13 protein-coding genes are annotated in these 17,493 nt (G+C 60.6%); 1 reads left to right on the top strand and 12 read right to left on the bottom strand.

Going from position 1 to position 17,493, the window contains the following annotated elements:
* Window position 1: 1 nt before the first annotated feature.
* The 10 genes from QA644_RS16630 to QA644_RS16675 all read right to left on the bottom strand — a co-directional run bounded on the left by QA644_RS16630 (window position 2) and on the right by QA644_RS16675 (window position 13,315).
* The gene (locus tag QA644_RS16630; protein WP_283069605.1) at window positions 2–2,209 is read right to left on the bottom strand and encodes an EAL domain-containing protein; all 2,208 of its coding nucleotides are present in this window, start codon (window positions 2,207–2,209) and stop codon (window positions 2–4) included.
* Between the two features lie 171 nt (window positions 2,210–2,380).
* Window positions 2,381–3,157: a MetQ/NlpA family ABC transporter substrate-binding protein gene (locus QA644_RS16635; protein ID WP_194728229.1), complete on the bottom strand. Its 777-nt coding sequence runs from the start codon at window positions 3,155–3,157 to the stop codon at window positions 2,381–2,383.
* Between the two features lie 34 nt (window positions 3,158–3,191).
* Window positions 3,192–3,857, bottom strand: a complete 666-nt coding sequence (locus QA644_RS16640; RefSeq protein WP_283069606.1) for a methionine ABC transporter permease — start codon at window positions 3,855–3,857, stop codon at window positions 3,192–3,194.
* The gene (locus QA644_RS16645) at window positions 3,847–4,920 is read right to left on the bottom strand and encodes a methionine ABC transporter ATP-binding protein (RefSeq protein WP_283069608.1); all 1,074 of its coding nucleotides are present in this window, start codon (window positions 4,918–4,920) and stop codon (window positions 3,847–3,849) included. Before QA644_RS16645 ends, QA644_RS16640 begins: the two co-directional genes overlap by 11 nt.
* Window positions 4,921–5,371: 451 nt before the next feature.
* Complete coding sequence (locus QA644_RS16650; protein WP_283069610.1) at window positions 5,372–6,745, bottom strand: GH1 family beta-glucosidase; 1,374 nt, start codon at window positions 6,743–6,745, stop codon at window positions 5,372–5,374.
* A gap of 295 nt (window positions 6,746–7,040) precedes the next feature.
* Entirely contained in the window at window positions 7,041–8,228 is a 1,188-nt protein-coding gene (locus QA644_RS16655) for a Gfo/Idh/MocA family oxidoreductase (protein ID WP_283069611.1), read from the bottom strand.
* A 165-nt stretch (window positions 8,229–8,393) separates the two neighbouring features.
* Entirely contained in the window at window positions 8,394–9,446 is a 1,053-nt protein-coding gene (locus tag QA644_RS16660) for a sugar phosphate isomerase/epimerase (protein WP_194728234.1), read from the bottom strand.
* Window positions 9,447–9,687: 241 nt separating this feature from the next.
* Window positions 9,688–10,638: a substrate-binding domain-containing protein gene (locus QA644_RS16665; protein WP_194728235.1), complete on the bottom strand. Its 951-nt coding sequence runs from the start codon at window positions 10,636–10,638 to the stop codon at window positions 9,688–9,690.
* A gap of 68 nt (window positions 10,639–10,706) precedes the next feature.
* Window positions 10,707–11,717: an ABC transporter permease gene (locus QA644_RS16670; RefSeq protein WP_074069720.1), complete on the bottom strand. Its 1,011-nt coding sequence runs from the start codon at window positions 11,715–11,717 to the stop codon at window positions 10,707–10,709.
* A 74-nt stretch (window positions 11,718–11,791) separates the two neighbouring features.
* Window positions 11,792–13,315 (bottom strand): sugar ABC transporter ATP-binding protein, encoded by a 1,524-nt coding sequence (locus QA644_RS16675; protein ID WP_283069612.1) that lies wholly within the window; start codon window positions 13,313–13,315, stop codon window positions 11,792–11,794.
* A 168-nt stretch (window positions 13,316–13,483) separates the two neighbouring features.
* Here QA644_RS16675 and QA644_RS16680 point away from each other — a divergent pair, with 168 nt between their 5' ends.
* The gene (locus QA644_RS16680) at window positions 13,484–14,515 is read left to right on the top strand and encodes a LacI family DNA-binding transcriptional regulator (protein WP_074069722.1); all 1,032 of its coding nucleotides are present in this window, start codon (window positions 13,484–13,486) and stop codon (window positions 14,513–14,515) included.
* 46 nt (window positions 14,516–14,561) lie between these two features.
* Here QA644_RS16680 and xylA read toward each other — a convergent pair whose 3' ends face one another.
* Both xylA and xylB read right to left on the bottom strand, forming a co-directional pair.
* A complete protein-coding gene (gene xylA / locus QA644_RS16685; protein ID WP_283069613.1) occupies window positions 14,562–15,872 on the bottom strand; it encodes a xylose isomerase in 1,311 nt (436 codons plus the stop codon).
* Between the two features lie 159 nt (window positions 15,873–16,031).
* Window positions 16,032–17,486 carry a xylulokinase gene (xylB, locus tag QA644_RS16690; protein WP_283069614.1) on the bottom strand — a complete coding sequence of 485 codons (1,455 nt, stop codon included), beginning with the start codon at window positions 17,484–17,486 and terminating at the stop codon, window positions 16,032–16,034.
* Between the last annotated feature and the right edge of the window lie 7 nt (window positions 17,487–17,493).

Consider the following 17,493-nt stretch of genomic DNA (forward strand, 5'->3'; position numbering starts at 1 on the left):
TTCAGGCAGCGGTTATCTGGCGCGGCATCGCGTCCAGGGCACGGCGTGCTTCAAGCATTTCGGTGATCCTGTCTGCCGGCACCGGCTTGCTGAAGAAATAACCCTGCAGGCAATCGCAACCAAAGAGACGAACGGCGAGCGCCTGCTCTTCTGTCTCGATACCCTCGGCCGTCACCGGAATATCCAGTGAGCGGGCAAGCGCGACGGTTGCCTGCAACATCTCGCGCTGGCTGTCGCTTTCGGTCACGCCCTCGACCAGCGAACGGTCGATCTTGATGCGGTCGAAACCGAATTGGCGGAGATAGCCGATCGACGAAAAGCCCGAGCCGAAATCATCGAGCGCGATCTTGACGCCGAGCGTCTTCAGCCGCTCGATCGATTGCCGGGTTCGCTGCGGATTCTGGATCATGTATCCTTCGGTGATCTCCAGCGTTACACGCTCGGCCTCGATCTCCGTCTGTTTCAGGACATAGCGAACATAGTCGGTAAAGGCCGGATTCCGGAACTGGCCGGGGGAAACGTTTACGGCAACGCGCAGCTCCGGCCATTGCTTGGCGGTCTCGCAGGCCTTGCGCAGCACAAAGAGACCGAGCGCCTCGATAAGCCCGCTGGTTTCGGCGATCGGAATGAATACTTCCGGCGATACAGGTCCGTGGCCGGGACGATTCCAGCGCACCAGCGCTTCGACGCCGTTCATCTCATGTGTAGAGGCATCGATCAGCGGCTGATAGGCAAGCGTCAGATCGCCGCTTTCGATCGCAACGCGCAGATCCAGTTCAAGCGCATTGCGCTCCTCGCGGTCGGCATCCATCGCGGGATCGTAAAGCGTCATGCGGGCCCGGCCCGCTTCCTTGGCCTTGTACATCGCAAGATCGGCACGGCGGACCAATTCTTCGCGACCGATCGTCCCGCCAGCAGCCATCGCGATGCCAATGCTGGCGCCGATGACGACGACGCGCCGGCCGATCTCCAGCGGCTCCGCCAGGAAATCCAGAATCTGTTCCGAAAGCTGCAGGGCATCGGCGTTGCCACCTTCAGACAGGAAAGCAATCGCGAATTCGTCGCCGCCAATGCGCGCCAGAACCGCGCCCTTTGGGATCAGCACCTTGAGGCCGGCAGCCACCGCGCGGATCAACTGATCACCGGTGCCATGCCCGTAGCTATCGTTGACTTCCTTAAAACCGTCGAGGTCGAGATAGAGAAGCAGTACGTTCTTACCGGTCTGCCTCGCCTTAGCAACGACGTCATCGACAGCAATCCCAAGGCCTTCACGGTTCGACAGCCCGCTGAGGCGATCGCGGAGCGCATCCTCGCGGGCATTGTTTTCCTCCGCCTTGAGCCGGCGTCCGGCGAGCCAGCCTATGACGAGCAGGCCGGCGAAGAACAGCCCGACGAGACCGAGTGCCTTCACAACCGTCGGGCGCACCTGTGCATAGCTGATGTCGCCCGGCGAACGCGAAATCCATACGAGTTTGCCGAGCGCCTTGCCGGCGGCATCATCGATCGCCACGGAATATTGCGCGTCGTAAGCAGCTGGCACCAGCTTCAATCCCTGGATAACGTAGGTCTCCCCGAGGCTCCTGATCGTCTCGTCGTTCAGATGGCGGGCAAAAATCAGATAGCGGCGCTGCCCCGCAGGTGCATTCAGCGTGCCGGATTTTTCGCGCACGAGCGCAACGCCGACTGCCGCGATGCCGCTCTTGGTGCCGACGAAACCCACGGCTTCCGGTGATTCAAGCCCGGCGGCCTTCACTTTGTCGAACAACGTCCAGAACGATGGCGCAAAGAAATCGCCAAGCGCGCCCTCCATCGGCTGGCCGTCGCGATAGACCATCAGCGGTTTCTTGTCGTCATCTATGACGATCGCTACGTCGAAAAGCGCGCTGTTGGAGGACATTTCGCCGTAGTTGCTGATCGTCCATGCCATGCCATCGGGGGCATAGACATTGACGGCCGCATCGTCCCAGGCGGCATAGTCGTTCAGCGTCGCGCCGAGTTGCGCTTCGAATGTCTTGAGCGCCCCGGCCGTGGTTTCACGCGAACGTTCGTCGTCGAGAATATTGGCGTTATCGGTGACGCGCGACAGCGCCGTCAGCACCATGACGGTAACGACCGCGACCATAACCGCAAAGGAAAAAAGCACACCCGTAACAGTCGCGTGGCGGCCGATCCCCGAAGCCTGATTTTTTTGCCTAAAGAACGCAGGCATACATTACTCCCCGATAACGGGGGACTTTGCCAGTCAAGGCTTCAAAAACGGTTAAAGCGAACGGTACAAGGCTTCATCCGGGTGATTTTTCTCCATGAAAATCACTGGGCATTGAAATACCCTCCCCGCGGAACGGGAAGGGCTTGATTTCATAACGGTTTTGGCCGCCGCTTACCAGCCTGCGATGACCGAGCCCTTGAAAGTATCGGCGATGAACTGCTTCACGGCATCGCTGTGATAGGCTTCGACCAGCGTCTTCACCCAAGGCTGATCCTTGTCCTTCTCGTTGACCGCCAGAATATTGACATAGGGCGCTTTTTCGCCTTCGCGGGCAATCGGATCCTTCGAGGGATCAAGGCCGGCTTCCAACGCGTAGTTGGTGTTGATAACAGCGGCATCTACATCGTCCAGCGAACGCGGCAGCTGGGCGGCATCGAGTTCGGCGAACTTCAGATTCTTGGCATTTTCCGTGACATCGGCAGGTCCGACCTTCAGGCTCGCGCCATCCTTCAGCTTGATCAGTCCCTTATCGGCGAGGATAAGCAGAGCACGGCCGCCATTGGTCGGGTCGTTGGGGATCGCCACGGTAGCACCATCAGCGAGTTCGTCCAGGCTCTTCACCTTCTTGGAATAGACGCCCATCGGGAAGTTGACTGTATAGGCGACGTCAATGATCCTGAAGCCGCGATCGGCGACCTGGTTGTCGAGATAGGGCTTGTGCTGGAACGAGTTGGCGTTCAACTCGCCATCGGCAAGCGCCTGGTTCGGCACGACATAGTCGGAAAATTCCAGAATCTCGATGTCGAGGCCCTTGGGCGCTGCAACTTCCTTCACCTTCTCCATGATCTGTGCATGCGGACCGGGCGTCACGCCAATCTTGATGGTTTCGGCCGCGGCAGCAGTCGCAAAGGCCGCTGCGAAGGCGGCTGCGAGGATGATTTTCTTCATCGGTTTTCTCTCCTTGGGTTATAGGGCAATTCGATCAATTCTTGCGGGATCGCTTGTCGAAGCGGCGGGCAAGCGCATCGCCGACGCTCTGCACGGCCTGGACGAGCAGTATCAGGACGATGACGACGACCAGCATCACATCCGGCATGAAGCGCTGGTAGCCATAGCGGATGCCGAGATCGCCGAGCCCACCGCCGCCCACGGCGCCGACCATCGCCGAATAGCCAATGAGGCTGACCAGCGTCATCGTGAGCGCCAGTGTCAGCGCCGGACGCGCTTCGGCAAGAAGTACCTTGCGCACGATCTGCATCGGGGTCGCGCCCATGGCGCGGGCGGCTTCGATGAGGCCCTTGTCGACGTCGCGAATGGCGGCTTCGACGAGTCGCGCGAAGAACGGAATGGTTGCGATCGTCAACGGTACGATCGCTGCCTTGGTGCCGATCGACGTGCCGGTGACGAGGCGCGTGAAAGGGATGATCGCAACGACGAGGATGATGAAAGGTGTCGAGCGCGTCGCGTTGACGATCAGTCCAACGACGCGATTTGCGGAAGGCGCCGGAAAGAGCTCGCCGCGGCCGCTAGTCGCCAGGAACACGCCGATCGGCAACCCGATCAGCGAGCCGATGAAGCCGGCGATCGCCACCATGCGCAGCGTATCGAGCGTTGCCTTGCCGATGAGAAGCAGAAGATCAGGAGACATAGCCGAGCACCTCCGCAACGAGACCGTTCGCCTTGAAGAATTCATCCGCTTTCGCGGAAGTCGCATCATCCGCTGCATAGGCGATGATAAGCGAGCCGTAGGGTTCGCCGCCGATCTCGTCGACCGTTCCGGCGATGATGTTGATATCCGAACCCAACGTCTGGATAAGCTGCGAGATCAGCGGCTGTTCCGCAGTGCGCCCGAAGAACGTGATGCGCACGGCAACGCGACCGCCCTGTGTCTTGTGCGGCCGCAGGCCGGCTGCGAGCGCTGCCGGAAGCTTCGAGCCCGGCAAACCGGAAAGCAATGCGCGCGTCGTCGGATGTTGCGGCCGGGTGAAGACATCGAAGGTGCGGCCGCGCTCGACGATGATACCCTTGTCGATCACCGCAACGTCGCTGGTCACGGCTTTGACGACCTCCATCTCGTGGGTAATCAGAAGCACCGTAAGCCCCAACTCTGCATTGATGCGCTTCACGAGCTCGAGGATCGACTGGGTTGTCTCTGGATCGAGCGCGGAGGTCGCTTCATCGGAAAGCAAAAGCTTCGGCTGCGTGGCGAGCGCGCGGGCAATGCCGACGCGCTGTTTCTGGCCACCGGAAAGCTCTGCCGGATAGCGGTCTCGTTTGTCGGAAAGCCCGACGAGATCGAGCAGCGGCTCGACGCGCGTGCGAATGGCGTCCCTGTCGAAACCGGCGATTTCCAGGGGCAGCGCCACATTGCCGAAGGCGGTGCGCGAGGACAAAAGGTTGAAATGCTGGAAGATCATGCCGACCGAACGGCGGAGCGCACGCAGGCCAGCCTCGTCCAGATCGGGAACGTTGACGCCATCGACGATGACCTTGCCGCTCGTTGGACGTTCCAAGCCGTTGACAAGACGGATCAGCGTCGACTTGCCGGCGCCGGAACGCCCGATGATGCCAGTAATGGAGCCGCGTGCGACGGCGAAATCGACCGCATCAAGTGCGGTAAACGATTTGCTCTCGGCGCCGAAGCGTTTCGATACGTCTTCGAAGAGGACGGTATTTGCGGCATTGGCCGCGCTTGAAGAGTCGGAATGCATGGATGCTCTCGATGTTCAAAAAAGTCCGCAATCGCTGAATGGCTGGGGACGCGGCGCGTCTGATCAGGCCGGCATTCGGCAACGCATTCGGAACAGAGAGGCAGTCTTTATCATCGCACAACCGGAAGATTCAATTTGATCGGCGCATGGCTGCCATGCGCAGGGATGTAATGCTTTATGGCGGAGTTCCAGTCGCGATTGACAGAGAGATTTTTTCTTTGAATCGGTCAGCGCGGCAAAAAACCACCCATTGTGCAATTGTCTGGTTCACGAAACGCGCGCCGCTTGCTTCTTCTCCCCAGCGGGGAGAAGTGCCCAAGCGTCAGCGAGGCGATGGGGGTGAGCGACGAAAGGAGCGAACGACCGAACAACGGACAGCAAGGAGGTCGGGTCTCCCATACGGTCCCCTCATCCGGCCTTTCGGGCCTTCTCATCAAGAGGCGGAGGGTATTCAACCCGCTTTGTGATTGCCCGCCGGAAACTGGCTTGCCAGTTGCCGGTACCACTTGCCGCTCTTCTTCACGGTGCGGACCTGGGTGTCGTAATCGACATGCACGAGGCCGAAACGCATCTTGTAGCCTTCCGCCCATTCGAAGTTGTCCATCAGGCTCCAGGCGAAGTAACCGCGCATCGGGTAACCGTCCTTGATGAGGTCGGCAACGACCGCCAAGTGATCGCTGTAATAATCGAGGCGCGGCTGGTCATCGACCTCGCCGTTGACCACATCCATGTTGTAGCAGGCGCCGTTTTCGGTGATGTAGCATTCCGGCAGTTCATAGCGACGATAGAGATCTTCGACGACGTGCTTGAGGCCGGGCGCATAAACCTCCCAGCCGATATCTGTCTTCACGTCGCTGGCACGCGGCGCTTCGGCCGTCCAGGGGAAATCGCCGTTCTTCGCCGGGTCGTCGGCAACACGCAGCGGCGTGTAGTAGTTGAGACCCCACCAATCGAGCTTCTGGCTGATGATCTTCATGTCTCCATCTTCGATGATGGGCATGCGGTCGCCGAGCGCTTCCACGAACTCGCTCGGATACTCGCCCTTGAAGACCGGATCGAAAAAAGCGCCGTTGTGGAACTGATGCGCGCGTTCGCCGGCTGCAGTATCCGCCTTGCTCTGCGATCCCGGAATGACGGGCATCGCATTCAGCACCAGGCCGGCTGGTACCTTCGGCGCCTCGGCGCGGATCGCCTCGACGCCAAGTCCGTGCGCAAGGTTCATGTAGTGCATGGCGTGAAGCGCTGCCTGCATGTTGCGCTCGCCCGGCGCATGGATGCCGTAGAGATGGCTGAGCCAGACGATGCACCATGGTTCGTTGAAGGTCGCGACGCTGTCGAGCCGGTCGCCGAGACGCGCCATGACGGTCTTTGCGTAGCGCTGAAAGGCGTAGGCCGTGGAGCGCGCCGTCCAGCCGCCGTCGCCTGCCAACAGCAGCGGCAGGTCCCAATGATAAAGCGTCGCGAAGGTCTTGATGCCACGCGCCTTGCAACCGTCGACGAGGCGGTCGTAGAAATCGAGGCCGGCTTCATTCACAGGCCCGGTACCATCCGGAATGATGCGCGGCCAGGCGATCGAGAAGCGATAGGCCTCGACACCCATGTCCTTGATCAGGTCAAGGTCCTGTTCGAGCCGGTTATAATGATCGCAGGCAACATCGCCATTATGGCGGTTATAGACACGACCCGGCATGTTGCAGAAGGCATCCCAGATCGACGCCTTGCGCCCATCCGCTTTACTGGCACCTTCGATCTGGAAGGCAGCCGTCGCGACGCCAAAGGTGAAATCGCCCGGAAAGCGGGCGGCGAGTGTCTTAGCCTCGATCATCTGAAAACCCCGTCTGGTACTGGACTGGTCGTTCGAGCGGCGGTTTAACCAAAGGAACCGCCGTTGTACAGAGTGGAAATGTCAATCCTGCAACGTTGCAGACGGATAGCGGACCTAACGGGTATAGCCAGACTGGGCGCCGCCCCTCACGCTAACTTCTCCCCGCAAACGGGGCGAGGGAACGTCTCTCACGCAAGCGCACGTTCTAATGAAGCGATGCGACACATACCCTTCTCCCCGCTCGCGGGGAGAAGGTGGCGTCAGCCGGATGAGGGGCTCGCCCAAGACCTGGTTATCAGACCTTGACCCAAGCCCCATTCCGCTTCGACGAAGCAACGCAGGCCTCGACAAATGCAACGCCCTTCACGCCGTCATCGACGGTCGGATAGACCACGGCCTTGGCGACCGCTTTGCCTTTCTTGTGCGCATTGATCGCATGCGCCGCTTCCGTGTAGATCGTCGCGAAGGCTTCGAGGTAGCCTTCCGGATGGCCGGACGGAATGCGTGAGACGCGGGCAGCGGCGGCACCGGAACCCGCGCCGTTGCGGGTAATCAGCCGCTTCGGCTCGCCGAACGGCGTGTACCAGAGATAGTTGGGGTCAGCCTGCACCCACTCGAAGCCGCCCTTGGTGCCGTAGACGCGGATCTTCAGCCCATTCTCATGGCCGGGAGCCACCTGGCTGCACCAGAGCATGCCCTTGGCCGGCTTCTCCTTGCCTTTTGCCTTGAAGCGCAGAAGCACGTGAGCGTTATCGTCCAGGCGACGGCCTTCAACGAAACTATCGAGATCAGCCGCGAGACTATCGAGCTCGAGGCCGGTGATGAAGGAGGCAAGGTTATAGGCATGCGTGCCGATATCGCCGGTCGAACCACCTGCGCCCGACTGCGCCGGGTCGGTGCGCCAGACAGCCTGCTTGGCACCGCTCTGCTCGACAGGCTCTGTCAGCCAGTCCTGTGGATATTCGGCCTGCACGATGCGGATATCGCCGAGTTCGCCATTGGCAATCATCTCGCGCGCCTGACGGACCATCGGATAGCCGGTGTAATTGTGCGTCAGGATGAACAGCGCGCCGCTCTCGTCGGCGACCTTCTTCAGTCTTTTGGCATCGGCAAGATTGGATGTCAGCGGCTTATCGCAGATGACGTGGATGCCCCGGCGCAGAAATTCCTTGGCGGCATCGTAGTGAACATGGTTCGGCGTGACGATCGAGACCGCCTCGATGCCGTTCTTAAGCTTCGCCTCACGGATCGCCATCTCCCGATAGCTCGCGTAGGTGCGCGACGGGTGGAGGCCGAGATCGCGGCCCGATGCGATCGCCTTTTCCGGCGTCGACGACAGCGCACCTGCGATGAGCTCGTATTGATCGTCGATGCGAGCCGCTATGCGATGCACGGCGCCGATGAAAGCACCCGCTCCGCCGCCGACCATGCCGAGGCGGATGCGCGGCTCGCGCGCCTGTTCCGTTGATCCTTCAATTGCCATAGGTTCCTCCAAAGAAATGATTGTTTGCCGACGGTGCCGCGGTAGCCGGATGAGGGGGTGCGGCGGACGTAGTCTTTCGCTGTGTGCTCAAGACGTCGCTCCGCTGCGCCCCCTCATCTGTCCTTCGGACATCTTCTTCCCGCAGGGAGAAGAAAGGAGCAAGGCTCAGAGCCCGAGCATGCGGCGGTTCGCCGCCTGATCCGTACCGCTGCCGGCAAAATCGTCGAAGGCCTTCTCCGTGACGCGGATGATGTGTGCTTTGACGAACTCAGCACCCTCACGCGCACCGTCTTCCGGATGCTTCAGCGCGCATTCCCATTCGACAACGGCCCAGCCGTCGAAATTGTTGGCCGTCATTTTCGAGAAGACGGCGCCGAAATCCACCTGGCCGTCGCCGAGCGAGCGGAAGCGGCCAGCGCGATCGACCCAGCCCTGATATCCGCCATAGACGCCCTGACGCCCGGTTGGATTGAACTCCGCATCCTTGACGTGGAACATCTTGATGCGATCCTTGTAGATGTCGATGTTGTCGAGATAGTCGAGGCACTGCAGGACATAGTGCGATGGATCGTAGAGCATGTTGGCGCGCGGATGGTTGCCGACCCGCTCCAGGAACATCTCGTAGGTGACGCCATCATGCAAATCCTCGCCGGGATGGATTTCATAGCAGACGTCGACGCCGCACGAGTCGGCATGGTCGAGGATCGGCTTCCAGCGGCGGGCAAGCTCGTCAAAGGCCGTTTCGACAAGACCGGCCGGACGCTGCGGCCACGGGTAGATGAAGGGCCAGGCAAGCGCACCTGAAAAGGTCGCATGTGCCTTGATGCCGAGGTGCTTGGAGGCCGTCAGCGCCATCTTCACCTGCTCGACCGCCCATTCCTGCCGCGCCTTCGCATTGCCGCGCACTTCCGGTGCGGCAAAGCCGTCAAAGGCCTCGTCATAGGCAGGATGCACGGCCACCAGCTGGCCTTGCAGGTGGGTCGAAAGCTCGGTGATCTCGATACCGTTTTCCCGCGCCTTGCCGGCGAATTCGTCGCAGTAATCCTTGGAGCTGGCAGCCTTTTTCAGATCGATCAACTGACCGGCCCAGGTCGGAACCTGCACGCCCTTGTAGCCGATATCAGCCGCCCATTTGGTGATCGCATCCCATGAATTGAAAGGCGCGGCATCGCCCGCAAACTGCCCGAGGAATAGGCCGGGCCCTTTGATCGTCCTCATATCAGAATCCTCCCTGATGATCGACCGTAAACGTTTATGATGACTTCTAGCACGCGTTTTGGCGGGAGCAAGGCGCCCACGCCCTTGCGGCAGATGCAGCTGAAAAGCCGAAAGTCTGAAGCGAACTAATCATGCCTGTCTGGAGGCCGCAAGAGGTACGTGCCGCATTCTTGACCGCAGCGCGTGCGCAAGCAAAGAAAATGCGTCCATCCTTGCGAATGGGCGCATTGCAGTCGGAAGATCAGAACGGAGAATCCGCGAAGTAGAAGTCCTTGGCGTTATCCTTGGTGATGAGCGTCGCGTCGAGGATATAGGTACCGCGCACCGGAACCTGATCGTAGAAATTTGCTGCCGTCATTTCCATCGCCGTGGCGACCATCGCCGGCGGATAGAGAACGTCGACCGGGATCAGCTTGTCGCCGTCCATGACCTTCTTGACCATGTCCTTGGAGCCGGCGCCGGCGATAACGTACTGGATGTCCGTACGCTTGGCCTGCTCGATGGCCTGCAGCACACCGACGGCCATGTCGTCGTCCTGGCACCATACGACGTCGATCTTCTGGTACTTCGTCAGATAGTCCTGCATGACCTTGAAGGCGTCGTCGCGGTTCCAGTTGCCGTACTGGCGGTCGAGAACCTTGACGTTCGAACCGGCGATCCCCTTGTCGAAGCCGTCCTGGCGCTGCTGGTCGATCGGGATCGGCAGGCCGCGGATGACGACCACCTCTGCATCCGGCGTGTTTTCCTTGATGTACTTGCCGGCGACTTCGCCGAGCGCCGGGTTGTTGCCGGCGACGTAGAGGTCGCGAACGGAATCATCGTTGTTGCTCGGCGCACGGTCGACGAGCGCCACGAACTTGCCGGCGTCCTTGATTTCCTTGATGGCGTTGACGAGCGGATCCGGATCCGACGGCAGGATGACCAGGGCATCAATGCCTTGTGTCGCAAGATCCTGCACGGCGTTTGCCTGGCTTGCGGCATCTGGCGAGGTCTTGACGATGACGTTCAGGCCCGGATGTTCGGCCATCAGCAGCTTTGCCACGCGCTCTGCATGGAAGACGACGCCGGCCGTCCAGCCATGGTCGGCTGCCGGAATGGAAACGCCGATCGTTACCTTCTTGTCCTGGGCATACGAGACGCCCGTGAGGACCGCCATGGCGGCGACGGCCAGCCCCAAAATTTTTTTACGCATTTTTCTCTCTCCCAAATAATGACTGGGCCTAGTCGATCGAGGACCGGGCGACCCATAAACCCGGCTATTCACGATTTACGCACCAGCGACCGCTGAACCAGCATGGCGATGATGATGATCGCCCCCTGGATGGCGCCGATCAGGTATTCGCTGATGAAATTCGAAAGCAGCATGATGTTGCCGACGAGTTCGAGAATGAAGGCGCCGCAGATCGTGCCCCAGACCCGGCCCGCGCCACCCTTGAGCGCCGTGCCGCCGACAACCACGGCGGTGATCGCCTGCAGTTCCCAAAGGATGCCCGTCGTCGCCGAGGTCGAGCCAAGCCGCGGCACGTAGAGAAGCACGGCGATGGCGACGCACAGGCCCTGGATGACGAAGGCGATGGTGCGCACGCGATTGACGGCGATACCGGAATAACGCGCCACATCGCTGCTGGAGCCGACCGCCACGACATGCCGCCCATAGCGGGTGCGGTAGAGGACGAAGGCTGCAACGCCGGTCACGGCAAGGATCACGGCGATCGGAACCGGCACGCCAAGGATGGAGCCGAAATAGGCCGGGCGATAGAGTGACTGCAGCTCGGGCTCGCGCAGGGTGATGGCGCCGCCCTGCGAAAGCCAGGTGGTCAAACCGCGATAAACGCCCATGGTGCCGAGCGTTGCGATGAAAGGCTCGATCTTACCAACGGTGGTGATGAGACCGTTCGCAAGGCCGCATGACGCCCCGATCACGATCGTGAGCACGATGGCAGCCGTCAGCATCAGCGCCGGATCGGCGATCGCGCCGGAATTCATGAACAGGATCATCAGGCTGGCGACGAAAGCGACCATCGACCCCACGGAAAGGTCCAAGTCACCCGCCGAAATCACGAAGGTCGCGCCCACGGCAATGATGGCAATGAAAGCGCTTCTCGTCGCAACATTGGCAAGGTTCGTGATGCCGATGAAATTCGGATTGACCAGCGCCCCGACCACGAGAAGCAACGCCAGCGCCGCGAAGGGCGCGACCGCCCGAAGATCGACATCGCGCCAGGAACGGCGCCGGCTTTCCCTTTCGCTGCTTTCCTCGCTTATACTCATGTTCAAAACCAACCTCCCGTCCCATTGTCCCTGGGAATTCCCGCGCTACGCCTCGACCGGATTATTTCGCCTGGTCAGGCAGCAATCTTTTTTTTCAATCCCGCCGCGTAGCGCATGATTTCCTGTTCGGAGATCTCATCGCCCTCCAGAATGCCGACGATCCGACCTTCGCGCATCACGGCGATACGCGTGCAAAGTCCGATCACCTCCGGCATCTCCGAAGAAACCACGATGATTGAATGACCATCGCGGGCGAGCGCCGAAATGAAATGATAGATCTGCTGCTTGGTGCCGACATCGATGCCGCGGGTCGGCTCGTCGATGATGATGATCTGCGGCTCGATCTCCATGACTTTCGCCAGTAGCAATTTCTGCTGGTTGCCGCCGGACATGCGGCCGGCAATGATATTGCCGTCCCTGACGCGGATGTCGAAGCGGCGCCGAGCCCTTGCCATCGCAGAGGCTTCGCTCGCAGCGCTCAGATAGCCGAACCGGCCATGCTTGTCCAAGGATTGCAGCGTAAGGTTGGCGACCATGCCGGAGTTGAGAAGCAGTCCCTTGGACTTGCGGTCCTTGGTCATGTAGGCCAAGCCGGCGCGATTTGCGGCATGAACGTCGTGCGGAGGCACGGACTGACCGTTGACCGTGACTTCCCCCGATGCGCGCGAGCGCAAACCCATGATCGCCTCCATAAGCTCGGTACGGCCGGATCCGATCAAGCCGGAAAAGCCGAGGATCTCCCCTCTCCGGACCTCGAAACTTGCATCGCGGACATAGTGGGTCGATACGGAATTGACGCTGAGCACGACCTCTTCGTCGACATCGGGCTCGTTCTTGGCGGGATAAAGGCTGGAGAGCTCCCGCCCGACCATCAATTGAGCGATCGATTCGCCGTCGAGGATCGAGGTAGGCGAGGTCTTCACCCATTGGCCGTCGCGCAGCACCGTCACCCGGTCGGTCAGTTCCATGACTTCGTCGAGCTTATGGGAAACGAAGACGAAGCTCGTTCCCTGGTCGCGAAGCTTGCGCACCTGCTTGAACAGGAAGTTGATCTCCTCGCGCGATAGCACCGCGGTCGGTTCATCCATGAATACGATCCGCGCATTGCGGCTGATCGCCTTGGCGATCTCCACCATCTGCTTGTCGGCGATCGACAGCGTGTTGATCTGCGCATTCACGTCGACATGCGAGCCGAGGAGATTAAGGACGCGCCGCGCCTCGGCGCGCATATACTTGCGGTCGAGCACGCCGAAACGCGTGACTTCGCGGCCGAGAAACAGGCTCTCGGTGACGGTCAAGTGTTCGGCGAGATTGAATTCTTGGTGAATGATGACGATGCCGAGCGCCTCTGCGGCACCATTGGGCGGCAGCTTCACAGGTTCGCCGTCGAGCAGGATTTCGCCGGAGCTTGGCTCTTCCAAACCGGAAAGGATCTTGACGAGGGTGGATTTGCCGGCGCCGTTTTCGCCCATCAGCGCATGGATTTCGCCGGCGCGAAGGTCGAAATTGACGCTGAAGAGCACCTGCACGCCGCTGAAAGATTTGCTAATTCGCCTTGCAGACAGCAGCGCCGCACCTTCGACGGTCTCCGGACCCATTATTCCCTCCCCACGGCTCCCGTCCGCTTTATGCGACTGTGTAAACCTTTACATTGGCGATGTAAAGGTTTACATCATTGCATACATGAGAATTTTTCAGCGTCGCCTTTGACCTTCGGGGAAGTCTGTGTAGTGTCCCGGTCAAGACGAGACCCAAGGCAGAGCGCAGTGTCGAATTCCACTCCCGCAACAATCGAAGACGTCGCCCGAATTGCCCAGGTTTCGATTGCAACGGTCTCCCGCGCGATCCATATGCCCGAGAAGGTCGCGAACTCGACACGCCTCAAGGTCAACCAGGCAATCGCCATCACCGGCTACACGACGAATGCGATGGCGCGCAGCCTGCGGCTCGGCCGCTCGAACATGATTCTCGTGGTCGCGCCCGACATCGGCGACCCGAATTTCTCCAACATCCTGGTCGGATTGGAGAATGAAGCCCGCGCGCACGGCTACGGCATTCTCATCGGCCATACACAGAACGATGCGCAGCGCGGCCTCGAATACCTGAAGTTCCTGAATTCCAATCAGGCGGCCGGGCTGATCCTCTTCACCGGCATCCTGCCCTTCGGCCACCAGACCATGACCGCGCGCCTGCCGCCCAGCGTCGGCGTCTTCGAGCCGGTCTTCAACGGCGGCATTCCCTATGTCGGCGTGGACGACATCGCGGGCGCCCGCAAGGCCGTCGACCTGCTGATTGCCGAGGGCCATCGGAAGATTGCCTTCATCGGCGATTCGCGCACCCGTCTCGCCTACAGCCGGCGGCGCATGGGGTATGAAGCCGGAATGGATGCCGCTGGCGTCAGTCCCGACCTTCGAATTGTCTTCGAAGGCGACGGCACGATCGAAAGCGGCCGGCTGGCGGTCGAACAGCTTTTTATGCGCGATACCCTGCCGACGGCCTTCATGTGCGTCAACGACCAGACCGCCATCGGTGTGATGATCGGCCTCGGCGCGCGCGGCTACGATATTCCTCGGGATTTTTCCGTGACCGGCTTCGATGACGTGCCTCAAGCCGTCTTCATGTCACCCTCGCTGACGACGATCCGCCAGCCACGCACTGCCATCGGCAAGCATGCCATGGCACTCCTGCTCGAACTCCTGTCAGACGGTCAGCCCGCCGAGACGGAAATCTTGCTCAGACCCGATCTGGTGGTCCGCAACTCGGTCTCTGCGCCCTCGCGCAACTGGACAAGGAAGTAAGAAGGACGGCGGCAGCCGAATGAAAGCTGCAGCCGTCCCGCATTGCTTAAACGTAGCGGTTGACGACGTTTTCCAGCAGTTCCTGCTTGCCGGATTTCGGCTGCGGGTTGATGTTCCTGGTTTCAACCCACTCGGCGATCTGCTCCAGCGAGTATTCGCCGCGCAAGAGCTTCTGGCCTTCGGCGGCGTTCCAGCCGGCATAGCGATCCTCGAGCGGTTTGGAGAGCGCCCTGTCCTCGATCATCTTGGCGGCCGCCTTAAGGCCGCGAGCGCAGCAATCCATGCCGCCGATATGGCCGATCAGCAGGTCTTCCGGATCGAGCGACTGGCGGCGCAACTTGGAATCGAAGTTCGTGCCGCCGGTCTTGAAGCCGCCGCCTGCTAGGACGTGGTAATAGGCCAGCGCCATTTCCGGCACGTTGTTCGGGAACTGGTCGGTATCCCAGCCGGACTGGTAATCGTTACGGTTCATGTCGATCGAGCCGAAGATGCCGAGCGCGTTGGCAAGTGCCAGCTCGTGCTCGAAGGAATGGCCGGCGAGGATCGCGTGGCCTTGCTCGATATTGACCTTCACCTCATTTTCCAGGCCATTCCTCTTCAGGAAGCCGTAGACGGTCGCGACGTCGTAGTCGTACTGGTGCTTGGTCGGCTCCTGCGGCTTTGGCTCGATGAGGATCGTGCCCTTGAAGCCGATCTTGTGCTTGTATTCGACGACGAGGTTGAGGAAGCGGCCGAGCTGATCGAGCTCGCGCTTGAGGTCGGTGTTGAGCAGCGTCTCATAGCCTTCGCGGCCACCCCAAAGCACGTAGTTTTCGCCGCCGAGCTTCTGCGTCGCATCCATGCAGGTCTTCACCGTCGCAGCCGAAAATGCAAAGACATCCGGATCCGGATTGGTCGCGGCACCCGACATGAAGCGGCGGTTCGAGAAGAGGTTCGCCGTGCCCCAAAGCAGCTTGACGCCGGTCGCAGCCTGCTTTTCGGCAAAGTAGTCGACAATCTCGTTGAGGTTCTTCGTGTTCTCGGCAAAGCTGTTGCCTTCCGGGCGAACGTCGGCGTCGTGGAAGCAATAATAAGGCGTGCCGAGCAGCTGGAAGAATTCGAAGGCGACATCGGCCTTCAGTTTCGCTGCCTTCATCGTGTCTTCGAACCAGGGACGCAGGAAGGTCTGGCCGCCGAAGGGGTCGCCACCCGGCCAGGTGAAGGTATGCCAATAGGCAACCGCAAAGCGCAGGTGGTCTTCCATGCGCTTGCCCATGACAATTTCGTCGGGCTGGTAGTGGCGGAAGGCCAGCGGATTGGTGCTGTCCGGGCCCTCATATTTCACTTTCTGGATATCGCCGAAAAATCCGGTGCTCATGGTATTGTCTCCTTGGGTTTCACTCTTGTTGGTTATGCAGCCAGGCGCCCTCACCCTACCCTCTCTTCGCTGGGGAGAGCGGGGACAAGGCGCCGCCGCAAGTACTTTTTCCCCAATGGGGAGAAGGTGCCGGCAGGCGGATGAGGGGCAGCCTCGACCTCAATGCGCCAGCGATTTGATCGCCGGATAAAGCGCCCGATAGCGCCTGTAGGCATCCTCATAGGCACCGCTCAAAGCCGCGACCGGCTCGATCGTTTTTGCCGTCTTCGGCGGCGTGCAGACTGAAACCGGCTCGGCGCCTGTCGCCGCGATCAGCCCAAGCCTCGCCGCCCCGAAGGCCGCGCCGAAATCGCCGTCGGCGGGCAGATCGACCGGAACGCCGAGCGCCGTTGCGATCGACGCCAACCAATAGCGCGAGCGCGAGCCGCCGCCGATGGCGGTGACGCGGGATATATCGGTGCCTGCCGAACGCAGCGCTTCGAGATTATCGCGGATTGCGAACGACACACCTTCGAGCACCGCCTGTGTCAGCACAACCCGACTGCTCTCATGCTCGAGGCCGATGAAGGCGCCACGGATGACGGCATCATTGTGCGGCGTGCGTTCGCCTGAAAGATAAGGAAGAAAGGTGACACCAGAGGGTGTCTTCAGCGTCTCGCCGAGTTCGTTCGTGAGATCGGCAGCGGACTGACCAGTGACGTTCGAATGCCAGTTCAACGCATCGGTGGCCGAAAGGATAACGCCCATCTGATGCCAGGTGTTGGGCAGTGCGTGGCAGAAGGCATGGACCGCACTCTCTGGCTTCGGCAGGTAGGCGGCATTCGCCGCGAAGAGAACGCCGGACGTGCCGAGCGAGACGAAGGCCGCGCCATCGCTAACCGTGCCCATGCCGCAAGCAGACGCTGCATTGTCCCCTGCCCCGCCGGCAACGACAGCGTCGCCTGCAATACCCAACTTGGCGGCGAGTTCGCCGCGCAGCTTTCCTGCCTGCGCGGTGCCTTCCACCAGCGCCGGCATCTGCTTTTCGTCGAGACCCGTCGCGGCAAGAAGCTCCGACGACCATTTGCGTTTGCCTGTATCGAGCCAGGACGTACCGGCAGAATCCGACATTTCGGAAATGTGCTCGCCCGTCAGCCAGAGCCGCAGATAGTCCTTCGGCAGCAGCACCTTGGCGACCTTGGCGAAAATTCCGGGCTCATGCTTGGCGACCCAGGCAAGTTTCGGTGCGGTAAACCCGGGAAAGACGATGTTACCCGTCAGCTTGCGGAATTTCGGGTCGGCATCCAGCGCCGCTGCCTCGACGTAAGAACGCGTATCGTTCCAGAGAATGCAGGGACGCAGCACCCTATCGTCGGCATCAAGGAGCGTCGCGCCATGCATCTGGCCGGAAAGGCCGACGCCTTTGACGGCCGCGAGCTCTTTCGGGTGTTTCGCTTTCAGGCCCGCAACAGCCTCCTCCGTTGCGCGAATCCAATGCGACGGTTCTTGTTGCGACCAGCCGGAATGCGGCCGCGAAACATCGAGCGAACCATTCGCCGAGCCGATGATCTTCTGATCGCCGTCGATGAGCATCGCCTTGACGCCCGAGGTTCCGAGATCGAGACCCAGATACATGTCATTC

This window comes from Rhizobium sp. CC1099 (assembly GCF_029714385.1).
GTDB lineage: Bacteria > Pseudomonadota > Alphaproteobacteria > Rhizobiales > Rhizobiaceae > Rhizobium.